Source organism: Nocardioides sp. NPDC051685 (genome assembly GCF_044453405.1).
Lineage (GTDB): Bacteria > Actinomycetota > Actinomycetes > Propionibacteriales > Nocardioidaceae > Nocardioides.
The window spans coordinates 735,249-757,051 of the sequence record NZ_JBITCR010000002.1; the positions used below are offsets into that span (position 1 = coordinate 735,249).

Annotated in this window: 17 protein-coding genes; 11 read left to right on the forward strand and 6 right to left on the reverse strand. The window is 68.5% G+C overall.

The features are described 5' to 3' along the window. Window positions 1-92: 92 nt before the first annotated feature. The 11 genes from ACIA03_RS08595 (at window position 93) to ACIA03_RS08645 (ending at window position 7,819) form a co-directional block, all read left to right on the forward strand. The gene (locus tag ACIA03_RS08595) at window positions 93-896 is read left to right on the forward strand and encodes a hypothetical protein (protein ID WP_396981200.1); all 804 of its coding nucleotides are present in this window, start codon (window positions 93-95) and stop codon (window positions 894-896) included. After that, entirely contained in the window at window positions 893-2,245 is a 1,353-nt protein-coding gene (locus ACIA03_RS08600) for a type IV secretory system conjugative DNA transfer family protein (protein ID WP_396981202.1), read from the forward strand. The genes ACIA03_RS08595 and ACIA03_RS08600 overlap by 4 nt, the downstream gene beginning before the upstream one ends. Window positions 2,246-2,249: 4 nt before the next feature. After that, the gene (locus ACIA03_RS08605) at window positions 2,250-2,822 is read left to right on the forward strand and encodes a hypothetical protein (RefSeq protein WP_396981204.1); all 573 of its coding nucleotides are present in this window, start codon (window positions 2,250-2,252) and stop codon (window positions 2,820-2,822) included. Window positions 2,823-2,831: 9 nt separating this feature from the next. Beyond that, window positions 2,832-3,794 carry a hypothetical protein gene (locus tag ACIA03_RS08610; RefSeq protein ID WP_396981206.1) on the forward strand — a complete coding sequence of 321 codons (963 nt, stop codon included), beginning with the start codon at window positions 2,832-2,834 and terminating at the stop codon, window positions 3,792-3,794. Between the two features lie 4 nt (window positions 3,795-3,798). After that, window positions 3,799-4,524, forward strand: a complete 726-nt coding sequence (locus tag ACIA03_RS08615) for a hypothetical protein (RefSeq protein WP_396981208.1) — start codon at window positions 3,799-3,801, stop codon at window positions 4,522-4,524. 239 nt (window positions 4,525-4,763) lie between these two features. Beyond that, a complete protein-coding gene (locus ACIA03_RS08620; protein ID WP_396981210.1) occupies window positions 4,764-4,985 on the forward strand; it encodes a hypothetical protein in 222 nt (73 codons plus the stop codon). A gap of 76 nt (window positions 4,986-5,061) precedes the next feature. Continuing rightward, window positions 5,062-5,481, forward strand: coding sequence for a single-stranded DNA-binding protein (locus ACIA03_RS08625; protein ID WP_396981212.1), 420 nt, complete (start codon window positions 5,062-5,064; stop codon window positions 5,479-5,481). A gap of 12 nt (window positions 5,482-5,493) precedes the next feature. Then, a complete protein-coding gene (locus ACIA03_RS08630) occupies window positions 5,494-6,069 on the forward strand; it encodes a hypothetical protein (RefSeq protein WP_396981214.1) in 576 nt (191 codons plus the stop codon). 28 nt (window positions 6,070-6,097) lie between these two features. Further along, window positions 6,098-6,514, forward strand: a complete 417-nt coding sequence (locus tag ACIA03_RS08635; protein ID WP_396981215.1) for a hypothetical protein — start codon at window positions 6,098-6,100, stop codon at window positions 6,512-6,514. Beyond that, a complete protein-coding gene (locus ACIA03_RS08640; RefSeq protein WP_396981217.1) occupies window positions 6,514-7,620 on the forward strand; it encodes a hypothetical protein in 1,107 nt (368 codons plus the stop codon). The genes ACIA03_RS08635 and ACIA03_RS08640 overlap by 1 nt, the downstream gene beginning before the upstream one ends. A 64-nt stretch (window positions 7,621-7,684) precedes the next feature. Then, a complete protein-coding gene (locus ACIA03_RS08645; protein ID WP_396981219.1) occupies window positions 7,685-7,819 on the forward strand; it encodes a hypothetical protein in 135 nt (44 codons plus the stop codon). A 75-nt stretch (window positions 7,820-7,894) separates the two neighbouring features. On the opposite strand, the gene ACIA03_RS08650 is transcribed toward ACIA03_RS08645, so the two are convergent. Genes ACIA03_RS08650 through ACIA03_RS08675 form a run of 6 tightly spaced genes read right to left on the reverse strand, consistent with a single transcriptional unit; the run spans window position 7,895 to window position 21,797 of the window. Continuing rightward, window positions 7,895-9,886, reverse strand: a complete 1,992-nt coding sequence (locus ACIA03_RS08650; protein WP_396981221.1) for an SWIM zinc finger family protein — start codon at window positions 9,884-9,886, stop codon at window positions 7,895-7,897. Then, window positions 9,883-11,025 (reverse strand): VWA domain-containing protein, encoded by a 1,143-nt coding sequence (locus tag ACIA03_RS08655; protein WP_396981223.1) that lies wholly within the window; start codon window positions 11,023-11,025, stop codon window positions 9,883-9,885. The genes ACIA03_RS08650 and ACIA03_RS08655 overlap by 4 nt, the downstream gene beginning before the upstream one ends. Further along, window positions 11,022-13,457 carry a DUF5682 family protein gene (locus ACIA03_RS08660; RefSeq protein WP_396981225.1) on the reverse strand — a complete coding sequence of 812 codons (2,436 nt, stop codon included), beginning with the start codon at window positions 13,455-13,457 and terminating at the stop codon, window positions 11,022-11,024. Before ACIA03_RS08660 ends, ACIA03_RS08655 begins: the two co-directional genes overlap by 4 nt. Window positions 13,458-13,482: 25 nt before the next feature. After that, on the reverse strand, window positions 13,483-14,568 hold the full coding sequence (locus tag ACIA03_RS08665; protein ID WP_396981227.1) for an AAA family ATPase: 1,086 nt from the start codon (window positions 14,566-14,568) through the stop codon (window positions 13,483-13,485). Then, window positions 14,568-18,212, reverse strand: coding sequence for a DUF4132 domain-containing protein (locus ACIA03_RS08670; protein WP_396981229.1), 3,645 nt, complete (start codon window positions 18,210-18,212; stop codon window positions 14,568-14,570). Before ACIA03_RS08670 ends, ACIA03_RS08665 begins: the two co-directional genes overlap by 1 nt. Before the next feature lie 18 nt (window positions 18,213-18,230). Next, complete coding sequence (locus ACIA03_RS08675) at window positions 18,231-21,797, reverse strand: DUF4132 domain-containing protein (protein ID WP_396981231.1); 3,567 nt, start codon at window positions 21,795-21,797, stop codon at window positions 18,231-18,233. Window positions 21,798-21,803 lie beyond the last annotated feature (6 nt).

Here is a 21,803-nt window from a genome sequence, read left to right on the forward strand (position 1 = left end):
CACCGACCAACCAGACGGCGGCGCCGACCTTCGCGCCGCCAGCCGCGGACCAGGACATCATCGCGACGACCCCGGTCGCATCGACATCCAACGTGCCCGCTCGCCAGGACGAGGCAGCGACAGCGCCGGCCCAGGGCTTCACCCCGCCCCTCCCCTCACCGACACAGCAGGCCACCCCGGCCACGACACCGACCAACACCGCGCAACCGGTGACCTGGACACCGACACCCGCACCGACGGTCCCGCCGACGCGAGAGGTGAAGGGCGTGCGCCTCGCCCACGGCGAGGTGGTCAAGGGGGTCTTCGACCTGACCCACCGTAAGCGGCCGCTCGGGTCGATCGAGGGCAAGGTGATCGTCACCGACGCCCGGGTCATCTACCGTTCGGAAGCCCAGAGCCTCGGCTCGCGCAGCATGGTCTCCCAAGAGGTCGCGCTAGCCGACATCAACGGCATGACCGTCGCTACCTCCCGCGGCATCTCACCGGTCGGCGTCGCCGCCCTGAGCTTCCTCGGCGTACTCGCCCTCGTGTTTCTGCTGATCAACTGGGGATTCTGGGTCATCGTCTGCGTGCTCCTCGCGATCATCGTCGGGATCGGGTCGATCACCAACGAGCTCGCCTTCCTGATCTCCGCACGCCAGGGCAACACCTCACCGATCGCCCTGGAGTCAGGCGTACGCCGTGCGTCGACTTCCACGATCGTCGGCATCGGTCGCACAATCATCTCGCCGGCCACCAAGGTCCTCGGCGCCCTCGGAGTCGTCGATGCCTCCGCCACGGTCACCAGCGCCGGGTTCGACGAGGTCTCGGCGATGTACGCCGACATCGGCGCCCTGATCCTCGACCTTCAGACCCGTGGAACACTCGCCGACGACACGCCCGGAGGAACCAATTGAGCCAGGGATCAACGCAGGGAGAGATCCTGGAGGGCTGGTCCCTGACCGACGCCGAGGGCTACCTCGGCCCCCAGTCACCGGTCGCCGGGGTCTATGGCGAACCTCGCACCATCCCAGGAATCGCCGAGCCCGCCCAGACCGCGCTCGGGTTCAGCGACGCCGACCTCGGCCGCCACATCCTCTTCCTCGGCGGGATCGGCACCGGCAAGACCGTCGGGATGCAGTCCCTGGTCGCCTCGATGCGTCAGGCCGCCCAACCCGATGACGTGTTCGTCTTCTTCGACACCAAGGGCGACTTCCATGACGCGTTCTACCGCGAAGGCGACGCCACCATCTGCGTCGGCAACCAGTCCGCCTTCGCCGGCTCCCGGCTCTGGAACCTCTTCGCCGAACTCCGCGACCTGCCCAAGGACGAGCTGACTGACGAGGTCAACGAGATCGCCGCGACCCTGTTCGAATCCGTCGCTGCCTCCGCAGGTGACAACAACCGGTTCTGGTCCAACATGGGCCAGGAGCTCTTCGCCGGCCTCCTGCTGACCATGGCCCGCTGGGAACGCCGATCGGAGGAGTCCTACTCCAACCTCGACCTCCGCGCGATCGCCGACACCTGGGACCTCGACCGCATCCGTCGCGTACTCGCCAAGTTCGAAGACCTCCGCGGCACCCTGCAATACATCGCCCGCGACGACTCCAACACCACCAACTCGGTGCTGATCTTCCTCCAACAGATGCTGCGGCAGACCTTCTCCTCCACCTTCGCGCAGCGAGGGGACTTCTCCGTACGCCGATTCATCCGCTCCAAAGGCGCCCGAGCCCTCTTCCTCGAATACGACGTCGCCCACGGCGCCACCCTGACCCCGATCTTCCGCACGCTCGTCGACCTCGTCCTCAAGGAATCCCTCGGCCGCAACCGAGCCCCCGGCCGCGTCTTCGTCATCCTGGACGAATTTGCGCTCCTCCCCCAGCTCCGCCACATCGACGGCGGCCTCAACTTCGGCCGCTCCCTCGGCCTCCGGTTCGTCGTCGGCACCCAGAACACCGGCCAGATCATCGACGCCTACGGCCCCGGGCTGGGCAACTCGATCCTCTCCGCCTTCGGCACCGTCTTCTCGTTCCGTCTCTTCGACCACGCCAGTCGCGACTACGTACGCAACCGCTTCGGCACCAACCGACGACTCGTCCGCTACGACGCCGCAGTCCGCAGCCGCGGCATCGGCGAACAGCTCGTCGACGGCTCCGTCGTCGAAGACTGGGACCTCACCGGCCTGCAGGTCGGCCACTGCATCGCCGCTCTCCCCGACCGCCCGCCCGTCCGCTTCCAATTCAAGAGCCCCCACCGAAAGGCATGACCTCATGACCGTAGAGTCCCTGACCCGCGCCGGCGAGCCGACGTACGTCCTCCTTGGCCGCTTGCTGCCAGAGCCCATCGACGTTGTAGTCATCGCATCGACGGAGAACGCGGGCGACGAACTCCCCGCGGCGACCAGGCCGTTGTTCGAGTTTCTTGCCCGCCCACGCACGTCCACTGAGATGACAGAGTGGGCGGCCGCCGCTGGCGAGGAGCCCGACGAACTGAAGAGCAAGTTGCTCGACGAAAACATCGTGATCTCGGTGGAGCCAGGTGATGCGACCGGCGTGATCACTCAGGTTTCCGACTATGTGCTCACGCCCGAGTACCCACGTGACGAGCGCGTTCAGGACGGGGAGTTGGCGGCGTACGTCACACCTGATGGCCGGTCGGCCGCGATCTCGCGAGCTACTGCCACGCTGTTGTGGGACAACCCCGAGCGCCTCACCATCGGCCAGTGGCTCGAGCTTGTCATTTCCCGCGGCGGAGATGTCACCTCGTTTGCGCGATTGGTTGTGACAGACCTGCCCAGACTCCTCAACGACAGCGCTGCGACGATTCGTCGGAAGGCCGACTAGCGTATGGGGTTGCTCACCGATCTGCTCCCACGTCGCCGCATCGGCGCCCGCATGCTGATCCATGGCGGCGCGGTCGCGACCGCTGTCGCTGGCGTCGCCCAGTTCGTCAACGACCCCGGGTCAGGAACCGCGGGCATCGCCGTTGGCGCAACCTCTGCGGCATATGCCGTCGACGGGATCCTCTCTGATGTGCGGTCGATGCGAAAGGCCGCCGAGCAGATCCCGGAGGAGACCCACACTCGGCGCCTTGAGCACGCGGGTCAGACTGCGTCGACTGAGGACGAACGTGACAACCGCAGACTCGACGATGAGCTGCGTGGCGCGGCGGCCCTCTATATCGGCGACGCCCGTCAACAGGAGATGCTGCGGCAAGGTCTTGCGGACTGCACCTCACACCCGCCCAGTCTCGACCCAGCGTTGCTCGCCGAGCCCGGCTACAAATACGGTCAGCAGAAGGGTCTGGACCTACTCGAGTCCTATGACAGCGCCCAGATTGATGGCGGGATCAGCCGCCTCGCAGCTCACCCGCTCAGCAATCCGCTCGGACCCGACCACCCGCCCCCGCCCAGCCCCCTGACCGAACCACCCCTCAGTGCCGACAACGACACGTTTCCCGCAACGAAACCGGCGGAGGTGCCAGCAAACGAGCCGTACGCCACCAGCGACGGCGACCTTGCTGCCCTTGACGAAGGGCACGACGCCTGGGTTGAAGCCGAGGCCGCGGAGGATGCAGCACTTGCAGCATCGGGCGAAGCCGTCGACGGGCCGACGGCATACGACGATCCCGAGACCTACGCCAGTGACGGCGACATGAAGAGCATGACCGAAGCGTACGACTCGGAAGCCGAACGGTTCGACGAAGGCGCAACGCTCTTCGACGAACCCGCGACCGACGCCACGGTGATCATGCCGGAGCAGACGGTCACGGTCCCAGACGCCGAGATCCGCGAGCCCGACGAGCCGGAGGTCTGAGCACGTGCCGTACTGCACCAATTGCGGCAACGACGTCACCGGCCGCAAGTTCTGCACCAACTGCGGGCAAGAGGTCAAGCAGCGTACGCCTCCCCCACCCGAACCCACGCCGACCAACTGGTGGAGCCAGCGGCATGACCGCTCCTGGTGGATCAAGCAGGTCGCCGGGATCGGAGCCGTCGTCCTTGTCGCCGCCGCGGCTGCATACGGCGTGACGTGGCTCAGCGGCCGCGACAACAAGGCAGCAGGGACCCGCCCGGGGAACCCGACGGCAGTCCCGGAAGCACCGCGCGTCTGCTGGGACAAGTCAGAGCTCGAGGGCACCGAGCAGTGCCCGATGCCGTACGGACTCGACGGGATCGCCGCGCTCTCCCCTGCCATCAAAGACGCCTACTGGGGCAAACTCTGTCGCGAGACCTTCGACGTACGCGACGTGGACAGCTACACCTGCGAAGTCGCCATCCCCGGTCACGGTGAGCAGGCAGTCATCGTCGACTCCTATGAGTCCGTGGACGAGGTTGACCGCGAAGCGGACTACTACGAGGGGTGTGAGCCGGTGCCCAGTACCGAGGTCGAGGTGTGCCAGGGAAAGGAGTACAACGACCAGGACGCACTTCGCTTCGTCGAGCGGAAGCTCCACTACCTCATCGTGATCGACAAGGAGGCCGGCGGCACCGAGGCGCTCAAGGCGCTCACGTGGACCCCGTTGAACGCAGTCCTCAACCCGTGACCTAGGGTCGACCTCCTGGCGAGCCGTTGAAGCACCGCAGCCAACGGGCGTACGGTGAAACACATGTTCGAGCGGCGGGACCGTCGAGCCGCAGCCGAGTGGTCGCGGTTCGCATGCCATGCTGCGCAACAGGACCTGTCAATCGTCACGGTCGTCGAGGTCTACCAACTCGGACATCACGGGACCAAGGCTCTGGTCACCCTCTACGGCGAAACTCTCTTCCGCGACGCCTGGTTCTGGTGGGACCCGTCGCCGCCGGCACGACGGCCGCGGTGGCGTTGTCGTCGGGCTACGGGCCGCACACGCACCGCGACGGCGTGATCTACGTCGGAGGCCAGGCGTCCGGCTCTGGTGTCTACGACAGCATGAGTGCTCGGACGCTCAAGCACGCCCAGCGCCACTATCGGCGTGTGGCCTCATCGGGCGGCAGCCAGAAGGTCTGGACGGCCCGACCCGCGTAGTTTCGGTGCACAGCGCGCACCTGTCTTCCGAGAGCGGCCCCGAGCAGCGGGGCCGCGTGAGGACGGGAGACAGTCCATGTCGATTCCCACCCAGCTCAGCCTGCACGGCTACATCGCCACCGCCCCAGAGCTGACCAAGACCCGCAGCGGCGACCCCCGGTTCCGTGCCCGGATCGGCGTGGAGCGGTTCCGCAAGGAGCCGGACGGGTCGTTCACGAAGCTCGATCCGGTGCACTGCGACCTGGTCGTGTTCGACACCGCGGCCCAGCGGGCGTTCGACCGGTTCCGGGTCGGGGACTCGTTCGTCGCCTCGGGCTACATCAACGAGTACGAGGTCGAACGTGACGGCCACGCGGTCCCGCGAGAGGAGTTCGTCGCCCGCCGGATCGGCCACGACCTCGCCCGCACCAAGTACGAGGTCGCGCGCCGTACCCCAACTGCCGTCGAGCCAGCGCCGGCGGTGGTCGAGGCCATCGACCACGCCATCGGGTTCTGAGGCGCAGCGGTCATGGCCGCGACGTACGACGGTGACCGCGGGGGCGAGATCATCCGGCCAGTCAACTGGAACCTCCTCACCGCCGAAGAGGCCGAGGGCGAGTGGCTCGACCCGAATGCCTGGGTCGACTGGCTCCGCGCCGCGTATGGCCTGCCAGTTGCGATGGTTCCGCCGCTGTGGCACCGCCACGACGAGCTCGTCTGGGAGCTCTCCGCACTCCACGTCGCCTGGCTCAACGCCTACGACCCGGACTCCCCGCCCTCGGCCCCGTTGGCCTGGCACAGGGAGTTCTCCGAGGCCAGGCACCGGCTGCGGGACTGGGTCACTACGTGCGGCACCAAGCTCGACCGAGACCGGCCGACCAGACGGTCGACCTGGCCGGGCGAGGGGCCGGGTGCGTCTCCTGTCGAGCGCCCGGTCGAGGACCGGAGTGCCAACTTCGACGACTTCGTACGCGATGACCTTGACCAGCGGCGCCGGCTCGAGGAGCAGGCCCGCGACCTGGCGAAGGAGCGTGCCCGGGACCTGGTCAACCGGCTCGACGGGCCCAGCGAACGCGCAGGTTGGCGCCTCGGGCGCCAGCGCTGATCGGCCACAGCCCCGGTTCGATGCGGGCTTGTCCACAGCCGCGTACGTCTCGAGCCCCTATCTCGGCGCCGACGGTCACCGTGGCACCCAAGCCCACCTCGTCCTGAATACGGAGAACACCATGCTGCTCGCTCACGCAGTCGTACTCGCTGAAGCTCGTTCCTACCTGGCTGCGTTCGCCGACACCGCGCGGACGGTCGCAGGTTCCATCGCCTACGAGCGCGTACTCATCCGCCTAGACCTCGCCCACGGCGACCAAGCCCCTGCTCATACGGACCTGCCTCACGGCCTGCCGGCCGACCTGCTCCACCAACTCGCGATCGCGACCATCGGGGAGCTCGTACGCCACGGCATCGACGCCCTCGAGATCGAGCTGATCCTCGCTGACCTCGACGACGCGTACGCGACCGACGCCAAGGTGAACGGCCGCACCGGCGGTGCCTGATGTACGGCGAGAACGCCGCCCGCCTGCGCGCCGAACTCACGGGCCTGCTCCGTCAGACCCACATCAACCATCGGATACTTCGCGACATTTCCCGAACGCCGTCACCACTCAACGTCGAAGCCCATCGGCTCGAGGCCGCCGCCCAGATCGGTCGCTACCGGCGTGCCGTCCTCGCCTGGTGCCATCAGGTTCTGGTGCAGACCGACCCGAAAACAGTCACCAACCTCGCGCATTCCGCACTCGACCCACCTGGTTGGCTGGCACTGTCGCTCAACCGTGTGCTGGATGCGACTCCCGGTAACCTCCCGACAATGGCGGATCTCGCCACTACCCAGGACATCCGACCACTGGAGGCCTGGCGCCAGGCCGCGAAAGCCACCGTGCTCGCCGAGGGCGACTTCGACCACGGTCTCGGCCGCGGCCTCCTCGACCATCGCGAGTGGCTCACCGTCGTCGGCGACGTATGCGACATCACCCAAGCGCTTCTCGTACTCGACGCTCGGTACGAGCAACTCCCCGGATGGACGAAGCTCAGAGGCGCACGAGGACTCGCGCGTTACGCCGCCGACTGCGCCACGCATGCTCAGGCACTCTACGGCGCCCCGGACTACAACATCGACTGGCGTGGCTGGCACCCACCACCGCCGGACCTCCCACCCGACGCCGACGTGCTCAGCCAAGTCTTAGCCGCCGAGCACCGACTCCTCAACTCACTCACTGCCATCCCCTCCATGGCCAACCTCCGTATCCTCTTCACCTCCGAGCGCGGCCTCTCCGACCTGGCAGCCGTAGGCGCCCGCAACACCGCGCCGGAACAAGCAGCGATGTTCCGGCGCCGAGAGCGCGCCTACCGGAACCTCAGCCGCGCCTCCCGCACAGCCGCCGGCTTGGCCGGCACGGGTACTGCGGCCAACCCATCACAGCGCCGAGGCCGTACGCGCTCTCGCCACCTTCTCCGTCGACAACCCCGTTACGAAGGACGCCTGGCGCAACCTCACCAAGCTCGCCCGCCATGTCGACAATCGGCTCTGCGCCACGATCGAGGAAGGCTTCAGCAAGCGCCTCTACCTCGTCCGCAGCGCCCTCCCCCGCATCGACGTGACTGACGGCAATCTCGTCCACCGCATCCGTGAGAGGTTCGAACCCCTTCACCACGAGGGCGGCACAGCCATGATCGCCGTCGCCCGCCGCTACCTCCACACCGAAGCACCGCGAATGGTCGCCTCGGGGGAGGCAGCCATCAGCCGAGCCGACTTCCGTGTCGCGATCGCCTACCGCCAGTACAACGGCCGACCGCCCATCTGAGCCACAGCAACCGCGAGTACGAGCAAACCTAAGGAATGGCCGGCGACTGCCTCCGCTGCACTCGCGAGGGGTTCGTCAACGGCCGGTTAGAGCGACTTCCGTCATCCGACACAAATAGAGCGACCTAAGGACCGCTGCCGCGGAGGCTGTGGCCGGATCGGGGTCGCCGAACACGCTCAGTCCGACATCCCGCAGCGCCCGGTGACCGGCCCCGATCCGATCGTGGACCACCACCGGTGCCAGTCCAGCACAGCCCCGCTGCGCGATCGCCTCTAGCGTGCCGCGGTGATCAGCGAGCGGGCCGGGCACCGCGGCGTGTACGTCCGTCTCGTCGTCTGACTCACCCGAGGCTGAGCCCATATCTGAGACCAAGCCGGCGGCCACAGACGTACGCGAGCCCTGAGTGGCGAAGTGCAAAGGATCCACCACACCGCTCCCGCGTGTGATCAGGCTGAGCGGAAGGCCGGCCAGTCGCCCGCCCCGACGCTCGACCCGGGCGACCACGAGCGTGTCCGCCGGGAGGCTGTCGCCGATCGCCTCGATCCGGGCGATCGCCGCAGCATGGTGAGGCGCCCACGCCAGCTCCAGTGCGAGCGCTTCGCCCTCGGCGTCGCGGAGCACCCAGCGCAGCATCTGGGCCGCAGCGTCCCACCTGGGAGGCTCGGCACCTGCCGGTGCGAGCACCGCCCAGTCCTGGGACGGGTCGACCGGGTCGGAGAGTGCAGGCACGCCCGCACCGCCAAGCCCCGCCCACGACGTACGCACCGGGAGGTCGGTAGCGACCCGGGCGAGCACCGCCGCCGAAGTGGCCTCGGTGCCGGAGATCCGGCCCTGGTCGTTGACCTGGGCGCCAGTGAGCACGACCCGGTGGTCCAGGGTAGCGGCGGGCCGGTCGAGTCCCGGCCACGGACCCGGCTGGCTCCACCGCGCGACCGGGTCGAACCCAGCCAGCGAGACTGGTCTGGCATCGCTCCAGGTGAGCATCCGCTCCTCAGCGGGCGACCAGAAGAGGCAGGTCAGGCCGTGATAGCCGGATCCCGTACGCCACGCATACCCTCCGAGCCCGACCAGTTCCAGCGACCCGGCGGCATCGTAGGACGTCCGTGCTCGCCCGGTCAGCGCGACCGGAGCCCGCTGCTCCGCCGCAGCCGCGTCCAGCGCCGACACCAACGCGTACGCCACTGCCACCTCCTCCAGCAGCGCAAGGTCGTCGGCGGCAGCCGAGCGGGCCAGCAGCAGAGAGATGTGGTCGCTGATCCGGCGCAGCAATCTGGCCATGCGGTGGTAGTCGGCCCCTTGTGCCCAGACCGCGGCTGTGTCGAACCGGTCGACGAACCCCGCTGATAGGTGGGAGACACCGACCGCGACGACCTCCTCGAGCAGCCTGGTGACCGTCTCCCGCAGTCGGTCACGCGACTCCAAGGTCGGCTCGCCAGTAGTGCGCGCCGCCACCGGGGCCGGCGCCGGGAGGACCAGGCCATGGGCCCGCTGCCAGGCGAGCACCGCGGCGACCCGGTAACGCTCGGGATGCGGAACCTTCTGATCCAGGACGATCCCGTCCAGGCCGCCGCCGGGATAGCGGGCGGTCAGCGGTGGGCGCAGGAACCTCACCGAGGGGCTTGCGCCCGGGGTGAGGACCGGGTCACGGTCGGCGTCGTCGAGGAACTGGTGCGCCCAGCGGTAGCCGGGCAGCCCGCTGTGAGATCGGAGTGCCTCCGCGGTGAGATCCATCAGCTCTTGGCCGCGAGCTTCGGCCGGGTCCGTTCGGTCGGCCTCCCCGGTCGCGTCTTCGCTCTGCACCGAGCTCGCCAGCCACAGCCCCGCGGCGATGACGTGCTGGCAGATGACGGCGCTGGGACACGAACAGGTCGCCTGGGTCGGACCGGCCGACCCGAAGGTGACCGCCCGGTCCCCGACCGCGACCTCGATCGCCGTCTCCGACTCGGACACGAGCGAGATCTCGACCGCATCGAGATCCTTGCGCGCCCGGCGCAGCAGCCCCTTGTTGGCCAGCGCCACCCAGGCGTCGTCATCGAACCCGGCCACCACCTCGATGATCGCGTTCATCGTGAGGTCACCTCGGCCAGCCAGTCGGCGAGCTTGCCCGGGGTCAGCGCCGCGATCGACATACCCAGGTCGGCGAGCCGCTCGGCCTGGGCCCGGTCGAAGGTGGGCTGGTCGGTGCCGTCGAGCGAGGCGAGCCCGATCATGCGTACGCGAGACTCGGCCAACCGCCTCACAGCCCTCTCCAGCCGTGAGGGCGGTCCGCCCTCGAAGAAGTCGGTGACCAGCACCATCACTGCTCGGGTCGGCTGCTCGATGACACCCGCGGCATACTCCACTGCCTGGGCTATGTCGGTGCCACCGCCGAGCTGGACCGACATCAGCGTCTCGACCGGATCTCCGGCTACGTCGGTCAGATCGACCACCGAGGTGTCGAAGACGACCAACCGCAACCGGAATGCCGGCAGCCCGGCGAGGATGCCGGCCATCACCGCCGAATGGATGACCGAGCCTGCCATCGAGCCGGACTGGTCCACGACCAGCACGATCTCCCACGGGATTCGGCGCGCGTTGCGCTCGAAGAAGAGCGGCTTCTCCACAACCAGCCGCGACCCATCGGCGTCCCAGTTGCGCAGGTTCGCGCGGATGGTGCCGCGCGGATCGAAGTTGGCGTTGACCGCGAGCGGACTGTGCCGGTGAAGGCTGCGGCGGCCGGTGAACGAGGCACGGACCTCCGATTCCAGCTTTCGACGCAGATCCTCGACCACCGCGCGAACGATCCAGCGCACCTCGCCCAGCACCCGCTGGTCGAGCTGACCGCGCAGCGCCAGCAGCGTCTTGAGCAGGTCGACGCTGGGTTCGACCTTGGCGAGGATCTCGGGGTCGGTGACGAGCTCGGTCAGGCCGTAGCGGTCCAGGGCATGCTGCTCAATCACCTCGACGCTCTCGCTCGGGAAGAGCTCGCGCACCTCGCCGAGCCAGTCGACGATCGACGGCATCGACGGGTCCAGTGAGCCCGGTCCACCACCCGACCCGGCGGCGCCGGGGCCGGCTCCCTCGCGACCGCCGCGCCCGGCGTACTCGCGCCCGTAGAGGTAGTCGAGCGCGGATTCCATCCGGGCCAGTTGGCCGCCCCCGGACATGGGCAGACGCTGCTCGGCGTAACGGCCCAAGACGAGCCGCCAGCGATCGGTCTGGTTCATGCCGACACCCCGCTCCAGTCGGTCAGACCGTCACGTCCGAGCGCTGCGAGGACCGCCTCGGACGCGGCCAGGTGGCGTTCGACGTCGGCGGCGGAGACGTCGCGCCGAACGCGATGGCCAAGAGGCGCCCCGTGGATCCCGGCGACGATCTCGGCGACTCGGTCGGTCTCGCGCGGGGTGAGTCCGGAGAAGGCCAGTCGCAGTTCCGGGAGCGCTTTGAGGAACGTCGCCCCGTCCCACTCGCGCATCCGCTCGTCCAGTGCCGGCACCACTCCCCCTGCCTGCCAGGCGCTCTCGCGGGCGGTCGCGAACAGCCCGGAGACGTACGCCACCGACTCCGCCGCCGGCAGCGAGCTGTCCAGGTGGCCGGCCACGTCGCGGGCCAGGGACTCGGAATCGAGCCGCTCGGCGGTCGCCAGCAGACCGGCGGCAGCACCGCGTACGAACGGGGCGGGGTGGTCGGTACGCAGCTGCTCGACAATGACCCAGAACGGGTCAGGGTCGAGGTCGGCGCCACCGGTCGAGGCGAGCAGCTCGCGGATCCGGGAGAGCGCGCCGACCACCCGATCGGCCTCCTGAGGCGACACGGTCAGATCGGCGGCGAGGTAGAGACAGCGGTCGTACGCCGTTCGCACCAGTCCCGGGAGATCGCGGATCCTCGACGCCTCCAGCACCTCGCGGCCCTCCAGGAGAAGCGCGAGCCGTGCGACGGCGGTTGCCGCGTCGACGAGCTGTCCCTCGGCGGCGATGGCTTCGCGGACCAGCGTGACGGTGCTATCGACGACGGTGCCGTCCTCGTGGAGCCCGACGACGAGGCACTGCGCCAGCAGCTCGGTCGCCCGGGCGCTGCTCGGCCGGGCGCCGTCGGCGGTGGCCTCGGACAGCAACTCGGCGAAGCAGGTCGCCACCGCCTCCCCCAGCGTGGACCCGAGGATCGAGCACTCCACCAGTCGGCCCTCGGTCGAGGGTGTCCACAGGTAGCGCCACCGTTCCTGGAGCCGCGACAGCTCGGTGCCACGTACGAAATCGGGGCCGGCGACATGGTCGGCGAACGGGATCCCGAGCAGCTGCAGGCCGTGGAGCAGGCGGCTGGTGCGGCGGTGAGCGTGGTTGCGATAGAGGTCGAGCGCGGCGTTCTTGTGCTCGACACCCTCGGTGTCGAGACGCTGGGTCTCGAGCTGGACCAGGGTGTCGCGGACCAAGGGCGGCGTGCCGGCGCCTGGCGGCACCCGACCCGCACGGCTGCCGGTGAGCACGTGGACCGCCGTCGCCATCACCAGCGCACCCTCGGTGTCGGCCTCGCCTTTGACGAGGCTGCCGAGCGCGCCGTCGAGCAGGTCGCTGCGCAACGGCGCCGGCCGATCCCGCAGGTCGGCGAGCATCAGGGTCTGCTGGTGAGCCGCAGCCAGCGATGGTGTCGGAACCTGGACGTGGTGTTTGCGCAGGTCAACAGCCAAATCGAGGAGCGTGGACAGCGCGGCGTCGCGGCGGGCACGATCGGTCGCTACTCCTTCGCGGCGCTGGTCCCAGATCCGTTGGTGCCACCCCGGCGAGGTCATTCCGCTGGCGTACCCGCCCAGCCGCTCGAGTCGGTCGAAGGTGTAGCGGATCAGGGCTGCTCCCTGGTCGAGCTTCCCGGTCTCGTACGTCGGGCGCTCCCCTGGCATGGCCAACAGTTCGGGTACGGCGACGGCATGGAATCCGCCCAGCACGGCGAGAACCGGCCCGTCCATCGGCTTCCGAGTGGCGAGCGCGGCACGTAGGTGGTGCACCATCTCGGCTTCGCGAGCGGTCGTGCCGTCGGCGGCCAGATCGGCGATCGATGCCGTGCTCCGTGCAAGCGCGCAGTACGCGACCATCGCGGCATGGTGGGTGTCCCAGCCCTCGGGGGTCGTCGGATCACCGGTCTCCAGGAGGAGCTCCCACAGATCCTCCTCATCCCGGCAACCGAGCTGGGTCGCCAGGGCACGCAGGGCATCGCTCATCCGCAGACCGCGTTCCTCCTGGAGCGTCCCGTCGCCCGGCAGCACCGGTTCCGAGGCTGATGCGGCCTGCTCGGCGACCTCCAGGTCACAGAACCCGACCGGGATCCCGCCCTCCCGGGCGCGTCGCAGCGCGATCAGCTCCGGGGAGTAGTCGCAGAACGGGTAATAGCCCCCATGCGCGTCGGCCCGGCGCACCACCGCCCCCGCCTTCGCGACCGGCCGTGCCCAGGCGTAGACCGCCAGCGGCATCTGCGCCTCGGGATGGACCAGCAGGTCGATCAGACCGTCGAAGCTCCGCGGCCCCTCAACGAGCACCTTCGAGGGCTGGAACCGGGTGATCGCTGCGTCGACGGCGAGCGCACAGACCGGGCTGTGATGGCGTACGGGCACCACCACCAGCTCCCCGGTGACCAGCGTGTCCGCGAGCGCACGAATCTCGGCACCCATCAACGGCGTGTCATTCAACGACCGCTCACCGATCCAGCTCGCCGCGGGTCTCCATGGCCGACTTCCAGCGCTGGTCGCGCTTGGCGCGCGGCCGGATCACGGTGTCGAAGTAGTGGCGCAGCTTGGTGCCGTCGTCGGGGTTGTCCTTGAGCACGGTGCCGATCAGCTGGCGGCTGATGTGACGGCCGGCGACATCCCCGTCGCCGAAGTAGTGGGCATCCAACGCGGCGGCATAGCCGACCGCGACCGCCTCCGCCGAGGACATCACCGCGGCCGGCTTCTCGACGACCGTCCCCTCCGCGGTGACGCCCTCGCGCAGGTCGCTGAAGGCGGTGACCAGCAGGTCGACCGCGTCGGGTGTGAGCCGCGTGGAGATCCCGGCCCCGTCCAGCAGCCCGGAGGTCTGCTCCTCGATCAGGCGGCGCTCCAGCGCCCGGTCGCGGATGGGACGTACGGTCTCGAAGTTGAACCGGCGCTTGAGCGCGCTCGACATCTCGTGAACGCCGCGGTCACGCAGGTTGGCGGTGCCGACCACGTTGAACCCGCGGTTCGCGAAGACCACGTCGTCGGGCTCGGGCAGCTCGGGGATGTGGAGCACCTTGTCCGACATCACCGCGATCAACACGTCCTGGATCTCCGGCTGCACCCGGGTGAGCTCCTCGAACCGGCAGATCGTGCCATGGGTCAGGGCCTGGTGCAGTGGGCCCGGGACCAGCGACCGCGCCGACGGACCCTCGGCCAACAGAAGTGCGTAGTTCCATGAGTAGCCGATCTGGTCCTCGGTCGTCCCCGACGACCCCTGGATCGTGCAGGTCGAATCACCCGAGATCGCTGCCGTGAAGAGCTCTGAGAGCATCGACTTCGCGGTCCCAGGCTCGCCGACGAGCAGCAGCCCGCGATTGCTCATCAGCGTCACCACGCACCGGTCGACCAGCGCGTCGTCACCATAGAACTTGCGGGTGACCTGGTGTTTCTCATCACCGGTCACGAACGCCCGCACCGCCCGTGGCGTCAGCTTCCACCCCGGTGGCCTCTCCCCCGGATAGGCCGTTGCCAGCCGCTCCAGCTCGGCGGCGTACGCCACCTCGGCCGGCTCACGCAACACACTCATCAGCTTCTGATCCTCTTCTCCCAGTCCGGGTCGAACCCGGTCCCGTCTGCTGCCATCGCACGCATGTCGTGCCACGCCTCGGAGACGAGGACGGCCGGCACATCGCGGACCTTCATCGCATTCCAGCGGCCCTCTGGCGAGATCCGATGGAACTGCAGTCTCTCCAGCGCCACCTCCTGGTCGGCCTCGGGCAACGGGCTCCCGGAGAATCGCACCGAGACCACCAGCCCGAGCGTCGGATAGCGCTTGTCATAGCTGTAGAACCAGCCGCCGTCCTCGCTCTCACCCCGCAGATAACCGAGCTTGGTGGCCCGGCTGCGCAAGGCGTACGTCGTCACCACATGCCCACGGAAGTCAGGCAGTGCGTTGCCCGTCTGCTCGGCCTCGCTCACCAGGTGCAGGTCGCGAGAGAGCTGGTCGAAGAGCGGGACGATCTCGTAGTCGACCAGGTGCTCGCGCCAGGCCTCGGCCCCCATCGCCGAGAGCACGCTGAGGTGGGCGAGCCGAATCCGACCGGTCTCCGGCAGACGTACGTCCTCATCCCGGACGTCGGTGAGAGTGCCGTCCTCGAGCGGGCGGAACACGAACGGCTCCTCGCCATCCTCCTCGGCCACCCACAGCAGACGAGTGACCAGATGCCGCGCCACAGGGTGCTCCAGCAGGAGGTCGCGCCAGTCGGCCACCGGCCAAGTACGTTCGGTGCACAGCGCCTCATAGAGTCGCGTCGCCTGCTGCGTACGCACCGACTTGAGCTCCCGCTTCGCTGCTGCCAGCGACTTCTTGGCCGCCTTCGCCGCCTCCTCGTCATCATCCTTCCGCGGGGCGGGGAGCGACTTGACGGGCTTCCCATCGGGAGTCCTGAGCTCGACGGTCAGGTCCGGAAGCAGATGGGCAGAGAAAGCACGCGGCCCGTAGTCGAGTTCGAGCCGACCCTCCTCGTCGAACCCGGCGGTCGGGATCGTTCGGTCGGCCAGCTCGTCGACGCTCCATCCGCGGCGTTCGGCGAGCAGCCCTATCTGGGTCGCTGCCTCCTGTTGCAGGCTCTTGGTGCGAAACCTCGTCCCGACGGCGAGGACCGCTTGCGTCGCCGCCGGGTGATCGGTCCACGCCAGCATGATCAGCAACGCCCGGCTCTGCGCCAGGCGCCAGCCGTACCACTTCTTCACGAAGCCGACGGCAGGGTCGACCAGCCCACCGCCGCCGCAGGCCGCCGCCAGCGCCAGCATCCCTTTGCTTGGTACACCCGACGAGAACGGGGTCTGACGCACCTCCGGCAGCACATGCTCGATGATCTCTGCCTCGGTCGCGCCTGGCATGTAGCCCCAGGAGACGTACTGGCGCGCTCGGTCACGTGCCGCCTCCATGGCCTCTTCCTGATTGGGCAGCCGCAGATCCTCGGTCATCCATGCATGGAGAAGCGTCTTCCCGAGCCGTTCGCGATCACCCTGCTCGAACAGCTCCGCGTAACGACGCAGGATGGCGTTTGGCACTGGGGTCTTCCCTTTGACCGCCATCGCGGTCAGCCACTGCACCACCTCGACCGGCACCGGCGCGCCCGTCGCGGCGAACCGCACCTCGGGCACCTGGCTCCAGTCGAGCCACTCCAGTGCCGTCGGCAGTCCACGAGCGACCGCCTTGGCCGCCTTCTTCCCAGTCTCTTCGGGATCCAGATAGGTCTCGGCCTGCTCACCCAGTTGCAGCAGCGCGTCAAGGATCGAACCACGGACGAGGTCGTTGCGCTCCTTGCACCACGCTGCCTGAAGCGGCTCCAACGCCGCTGCATCCCCACTGCCGCCCAGCCAGCGCGCCGCAGCCTGCTTGATCGCAACAGAGGTGTCGGTCAACGCCGCACCGGCACGCGCGACGCGTTCGGGGTCACCTACGAGCGCCTCCTGAGCCAACGGTCGGGCGTCGGCACGCGAGCCCAGAGCAACCTCGAAGAGGTGCTCGCGCAGCAGCCCCTCAGGACTTGGGACTGCTGTCGCCGCGCGGTAGAGCGCCAGCCTGTCGTAATTCCACTCGTCTGCTGTCTTGTCCTGCACAGTCAGCACCCGTGACGTGTGATGGACAAGGATCGACTGGGCCAGGTCCAGGGGCCAATCACTCATCGCACCCCACTTCTCCGCGTACGCCCTCCAGACCAAGTCGACACCGTCGGCGCCGGTCGCGTCGAGCAAATTGCTCGCCTCCAGCAGGTCGATACCGCCGACACTCGCCTGGACCTCAGCCAGCACGTCCGTGAGCAGGTTCGAGCGCCCATACCGGCGGGCTCGAACCGACGTGTGGCCGAAGATCACCAGCAGCTTCACCGCCGCCGGCGCGCTCAACCTCCCCGCCCGCGCAACCGCGAGCAACGACCGTTCTCCATAGCCGAAGTCGACCGGAAGGTTCTTCAGCATGTCAGGAACATCCTCCTCCCCGATCGGCCCAGGCGAGGTCAGAAGCCGCACCATCTCAGTGACCGCGTCTTCCGACAGCGGTTCCGGCGCGCTGGAGGGCCGACCCAATCCGGCGTCCCGCTGCCGGCTGCGCTCTAAGAGTTGGTTGATCCGCGCGATGGCCGCCGTCGCGACCTCGACCGCGTCGCGCTCCGCCATCGACCAGTCAACCTCCGGCAAAGAATCGGTCTCGACCTCAGGGCTCTCGACCTGCTCCGGAGTGGCCACCGCAGCAACACGGCGCACCGACTCCGTTCGGTCAGCAGCAGCCGTCGCCGATGCCCACTCGCGGTGTTCATCAATGGACATCAAAAGGGACAAGGCACGCGCCCGTTGACCGGCCGGCGCATCCACGGCCAACTCGCGCAACTTGCCGGCGGCTGCTGCTGCCACTCGCGCCAGCACAGGCTCGGCGGCTTCACGCCGAGTCTTGCTCCGTGACTGCGTTGCCCAACCAGCGAGAGGTGCTGCGTACGTCGCCAACTCCTCGTCCGTCAACACGGCATCGAGCAGCCGCAAAGTCCACCCCTGCTGCTCGCGATCACCGTCCTCCACGACTGTCGCCACCACATCTTGGTGGACAACCAACGCGTTGCCGAGATCCGGGAGACGTGAGAGAAGAGCGATCCGATCGACGTTGTACGCATCGGCCCAGGGCTCGGGCTCCAGCATCGAGACGATCATGCTCGCAGGGGTGACGTCGAGGTACTCGCCAAGCCGGATCAGGTCAGCGAACCTCAACGGCAGCTCGGCACCCGCGGTCGCCAGGGCCCCATGCCAATCCTTGTGGCTATCGGCGCGTTGCCCAGATCCGACGCCCGAAGCGCAATGAACGACCAACGCCTCGAGCCAGTGCCGGCCGCCGACACTCCCGAGGGCGGGGTCGTCCATAGCGGTTTCGATCACGTTGGCCCAGCGCCCGATCACCGCCACATCGACCGACGCCAAGCCGGAATAGAACCTGCGCCAAGCCTCGGCCTCATCGTCGGTGAGCCTCGACCCGCGTCCGCGGCTCCCCGCGAAGAACTCCAACATCGCGTCACGGCCGAACCTCTTGAACACGGTCTGATTTCGCCCCCAGATCAGCCACGCTTCGATCCGGTCGGCTGGACCCAGGCCAGCGATAGTTCCGTCCCCGGAGACGACATAGTCGACTACCGCTTCTGGCTGGTTGAACGTCGCGGCGACGGTTCGGAGCGCTGCCACCCACTGATGGTCCACGGCTCAGTACTCCGACCTCTTCTGCCAGTCGGCAGCGAACCCGGTGCCGGCTGCGGCGATGGCACGCGCGTCGTGCCAGGTCTCCGAGGCGAGGACCGCAGGCACCTCACCGAGAGTGAGCTGGTCGCGGCCACCGTCGCGGGAGATGCGGTGGAAGGTGATCCTCTCCAGTGCCACCTGGCGGTTCTCCTCTGGGAGGAAGTTGCCGGTGAAGCCGATCCGGGCGACCAGGTCCAAGGTCGGGTAGCGCTTGTCGTAGGAGTAGAACCAGCCCGCGTCCTCGGTCTCGCCACGCACATAGCCCAGCTTGAGGGCGAGTCCCCGCAAGGCGTACGCCTCCAGCATGTGCCCTTCGAAATCGGCCATGTCCCGGCCCTTCGCCGCCTCCTCGGTGAGCGTGTGCACTCCGCGCCCGAGCTGGTCGAAGAGCGGGGTGATCTCGTAGTCGGCGAGGTGTTCGCGCCAGGCCTCGACCTGGTCCTCGGTGAGCAGACTGGCGTGGGCGATCCGCACGCGCGACCCCGCTGCCAGCGTCACCTCCTCACCCTCGGCGTCGGTCAGCGAGCCGTCGTCCAGCAGCCGGAACGGCCGGAACGAGTCCACCCCGGTCCCGTCACCGACGACCTCGAGCCAGACCAGCCGGGCCACGGCGTGGCGCACCACCGGATGACCGGCGAGGTAGGTCTGCCAGTCCTGGGCGACCCAGGTTCGCTCGGTGCACAGCGCCTCGTAGAGCCGCGCCTGCTGCAGCGAGCCGACCGTCTTGAGCTCCTTCTTGGCGGCGGTGAACGCCTTCTTCGCGGCCTTGACCGCATCTTCGTCATCGGTCTTCCGGCCGGCCGGAAGCGACTTGATCCTCTTGCCGTCCGGATCGTTCAGCACGATCGTGAGATCAGGCTGAAGCGCCGCCGTGAAGACCCGCTCCCCATAGGAGAGCTCGAGGCGACCGTCATCGTCGAAACCAGCGCTCGGGATCGTCCGGTCAGCGAGTTCGTCAACGGTCCAGCCCCTGCGCTCAGCCAGCGCGTGAGCCTGGTTGGTCGCCTCCTCCTGGAAGCTCTTGGTGCGGAACCGGTTGCCGATCGAGAGCATCAGCTGGGTCGCCGCCGGGTCCTCGATCCAGGCGAGCATCCCGATCAGCGCCTTCCCCTGCGCGGCCCGCTGCCCGAACCACTCACGCAGATAGCGCTCGGTCGGCGGCACCACATCGCCCCCGGCACACGCGGCGGCCACGGCAAGCAGGCCCTTGCTCGCGATCGCCGAGCCCTTCGGCTGCTTCAGGAAACCGGGCAGAAGCGCCGCTGCGTGCTGCTCGACCGTCATCCCGTGGAAACGGGACTCCGCGCTGTTGCGCTGCCACGATCCCCATCCAGCGTGCTGTGCAGCCTGCTGCTCGGCCTCCTCGCGGCTGATCGGCGTGACGTCCTCCACGAGCCAGGCGTTGAGCAGCCAAGCCCCCAATCGCTCGCGGGAACCCCGCTCGAAGAGCGCCGCATACTGCCGCAGGATCGCGTTCGGTTCGGCGGACTTCGCCTTGACCGCGACGACGCACAGCCACTGGATCACGCTCAGCGGCACCGGGTCCCCGGTCGAGGCGAACTTCACCTCAGGCGCGCTCTCCCACGCGACCCAGGCCAGGGGCTTGGGCAGTCCCTTGGCCACCACCTTCTCAGCCGCCTTCGCGGTCGCGACCGGGTCCAGATAGGTCTCAGCGCTCTCGCCGAGCGCAACCAGCGCGTCGAGGACGGCGCCACGTACAAGGTCGTTGCGCTCCTTCTTCCATGCCGCCTGAAGGCCCGGCAGAGCCTCAGTGTCGCCGATCCGGGCAAGCCAGGTCGCCGCCACGGCCCGGATCTCGGCGCGCCCGTCGCCGAGCGCGGCGACCGCGCGCGTCAGTCGCTCGGGGTCAGTGGCGATCGCGGCCTGGGCGTAGGGACGGTCCGCTTTGCGGGTGCCGAGGGCCACGCCGTAAATGTGCTCACGCAGACCCCGCGGGAGCCTGGGGAGCGCCGCGGCCGCGGCGTAGATCGCGGTGTTGCTGTACCAGTATTCCGACTGCCACTGGCTATCGAGCTGGAGGATCCGGTCGAGGTGCTTGGTCACGAACGGCCGCACCCGTTCGACGTCCCAGCGCCTCCCCACCGCACCCCCGGCATAACCACGCCACACCACCGCGATACCGTCGCCGCCGCACTCATCGACCATGACCGAGATGCTCAGCAGATCGACGGTGCCCTCATCGGCGAGAACTGCCATCAGATCGTTGCTGAACCGATAGCCGTTGTCGCGTACGTCGCGGAACCCAGACATCGCCAGGAGCAGCTTGATCCGCCCAGCGGCAGCCACGTTCTCCCGGCCCACCAGGTTGAGCAGGAGGGTACGCGTCTCCCACCAGTTGCCGAGCGTGGCGTGCATGTTCGACGGCAGCTGGTCGATGCGCGGACTCGACGAGGAGGCCAGGAACGACTCCAACGCCTTCACGTCGGAGGCCCTGTACGCCTGGGCTTGGACCTGTCGGTGCACACCTGCGCGACGGTTGACCTGAGCGGCCCACCGCGCCTGTGCCTCGTTGAACCCTGCAGCCATCTTCTTCGCCAGCTCGGCGGCCGCATCGGCCCGCATCGACCAGTCGATCACCGGGTCCTCGAACGACTCGAGCTCGACGTCCGGCTCGTCGGCGACCTCGACCGCCGCAGCCGCAACGCCGCGGACCCGCTCGGCCCGGTCGGCCGCAGCCGTCTCCAACGCCCATTCCCGTTCCCCGGGTAGGTCCAGCAACAGGGTCAGCGCCTCCGCACGCTGCTCGGGCTTACCACTGACCGCAAGGTCCCGCAGTGCCGAGACTGACTCCGGCGCCACCCGCTTCAGCACCGGCACCGCCGATTCGCGCACCTGCCGACTCGTGCCGGTCGCCGCATTGGCAACCACGGCGGCGAGCCTGGCCAGGAGGGCGTCACCGAGCGTCGTGGCGACCAGATCGATCGCCGCCAGACGCCGGTCCACGGTCCCGGTCAGGAAGGCACGCTCCACCGTTGCCGGATGCGCGGCCAGCGCCTCGGCGAGGCCTGGCATCTGGGTCAGCGCCTTACGTACGCCCTTGCCGCGGTAGCGGGCATACTGCGGGAGCTCGAGCATCGCGTCGAGCACCTCGGTCACGCTCGCGCCGAACACCTCCGCGATCCGGACGACGTCGGCGAACCGCAGCGTCAGCGGCTGGTCCGGTCGGGACCCAAGAAAGGCATGGGTGACCAGGTGGGCGAGCCAGTGGCTGCCGCCGACCTGCCCGATGACCTCGATGTGGTAGCCACCCCGCGCGCCAGCGGCCAGGTTGAGCGATGCCCACCGCTGCAACTGGTCGGCCTCCACCTCCTCGAAGGCCTTGTAGAACTCACCGATCGCCGCAGAATCGACGGCATAGTTCCGGTTGGAGGCGAGGTGCGCAAGCAGCCCCGGGTTCGACCCCGTCAGGACGTAGTCGGCCGCGTCATCGGCCTGCTCGAAGGCCTTCGTCACCTGCTTCAGGGACTTCCGCCACGCCTTGTCGCCACGCTCACCGAACTTCCCGAACATCCCGAA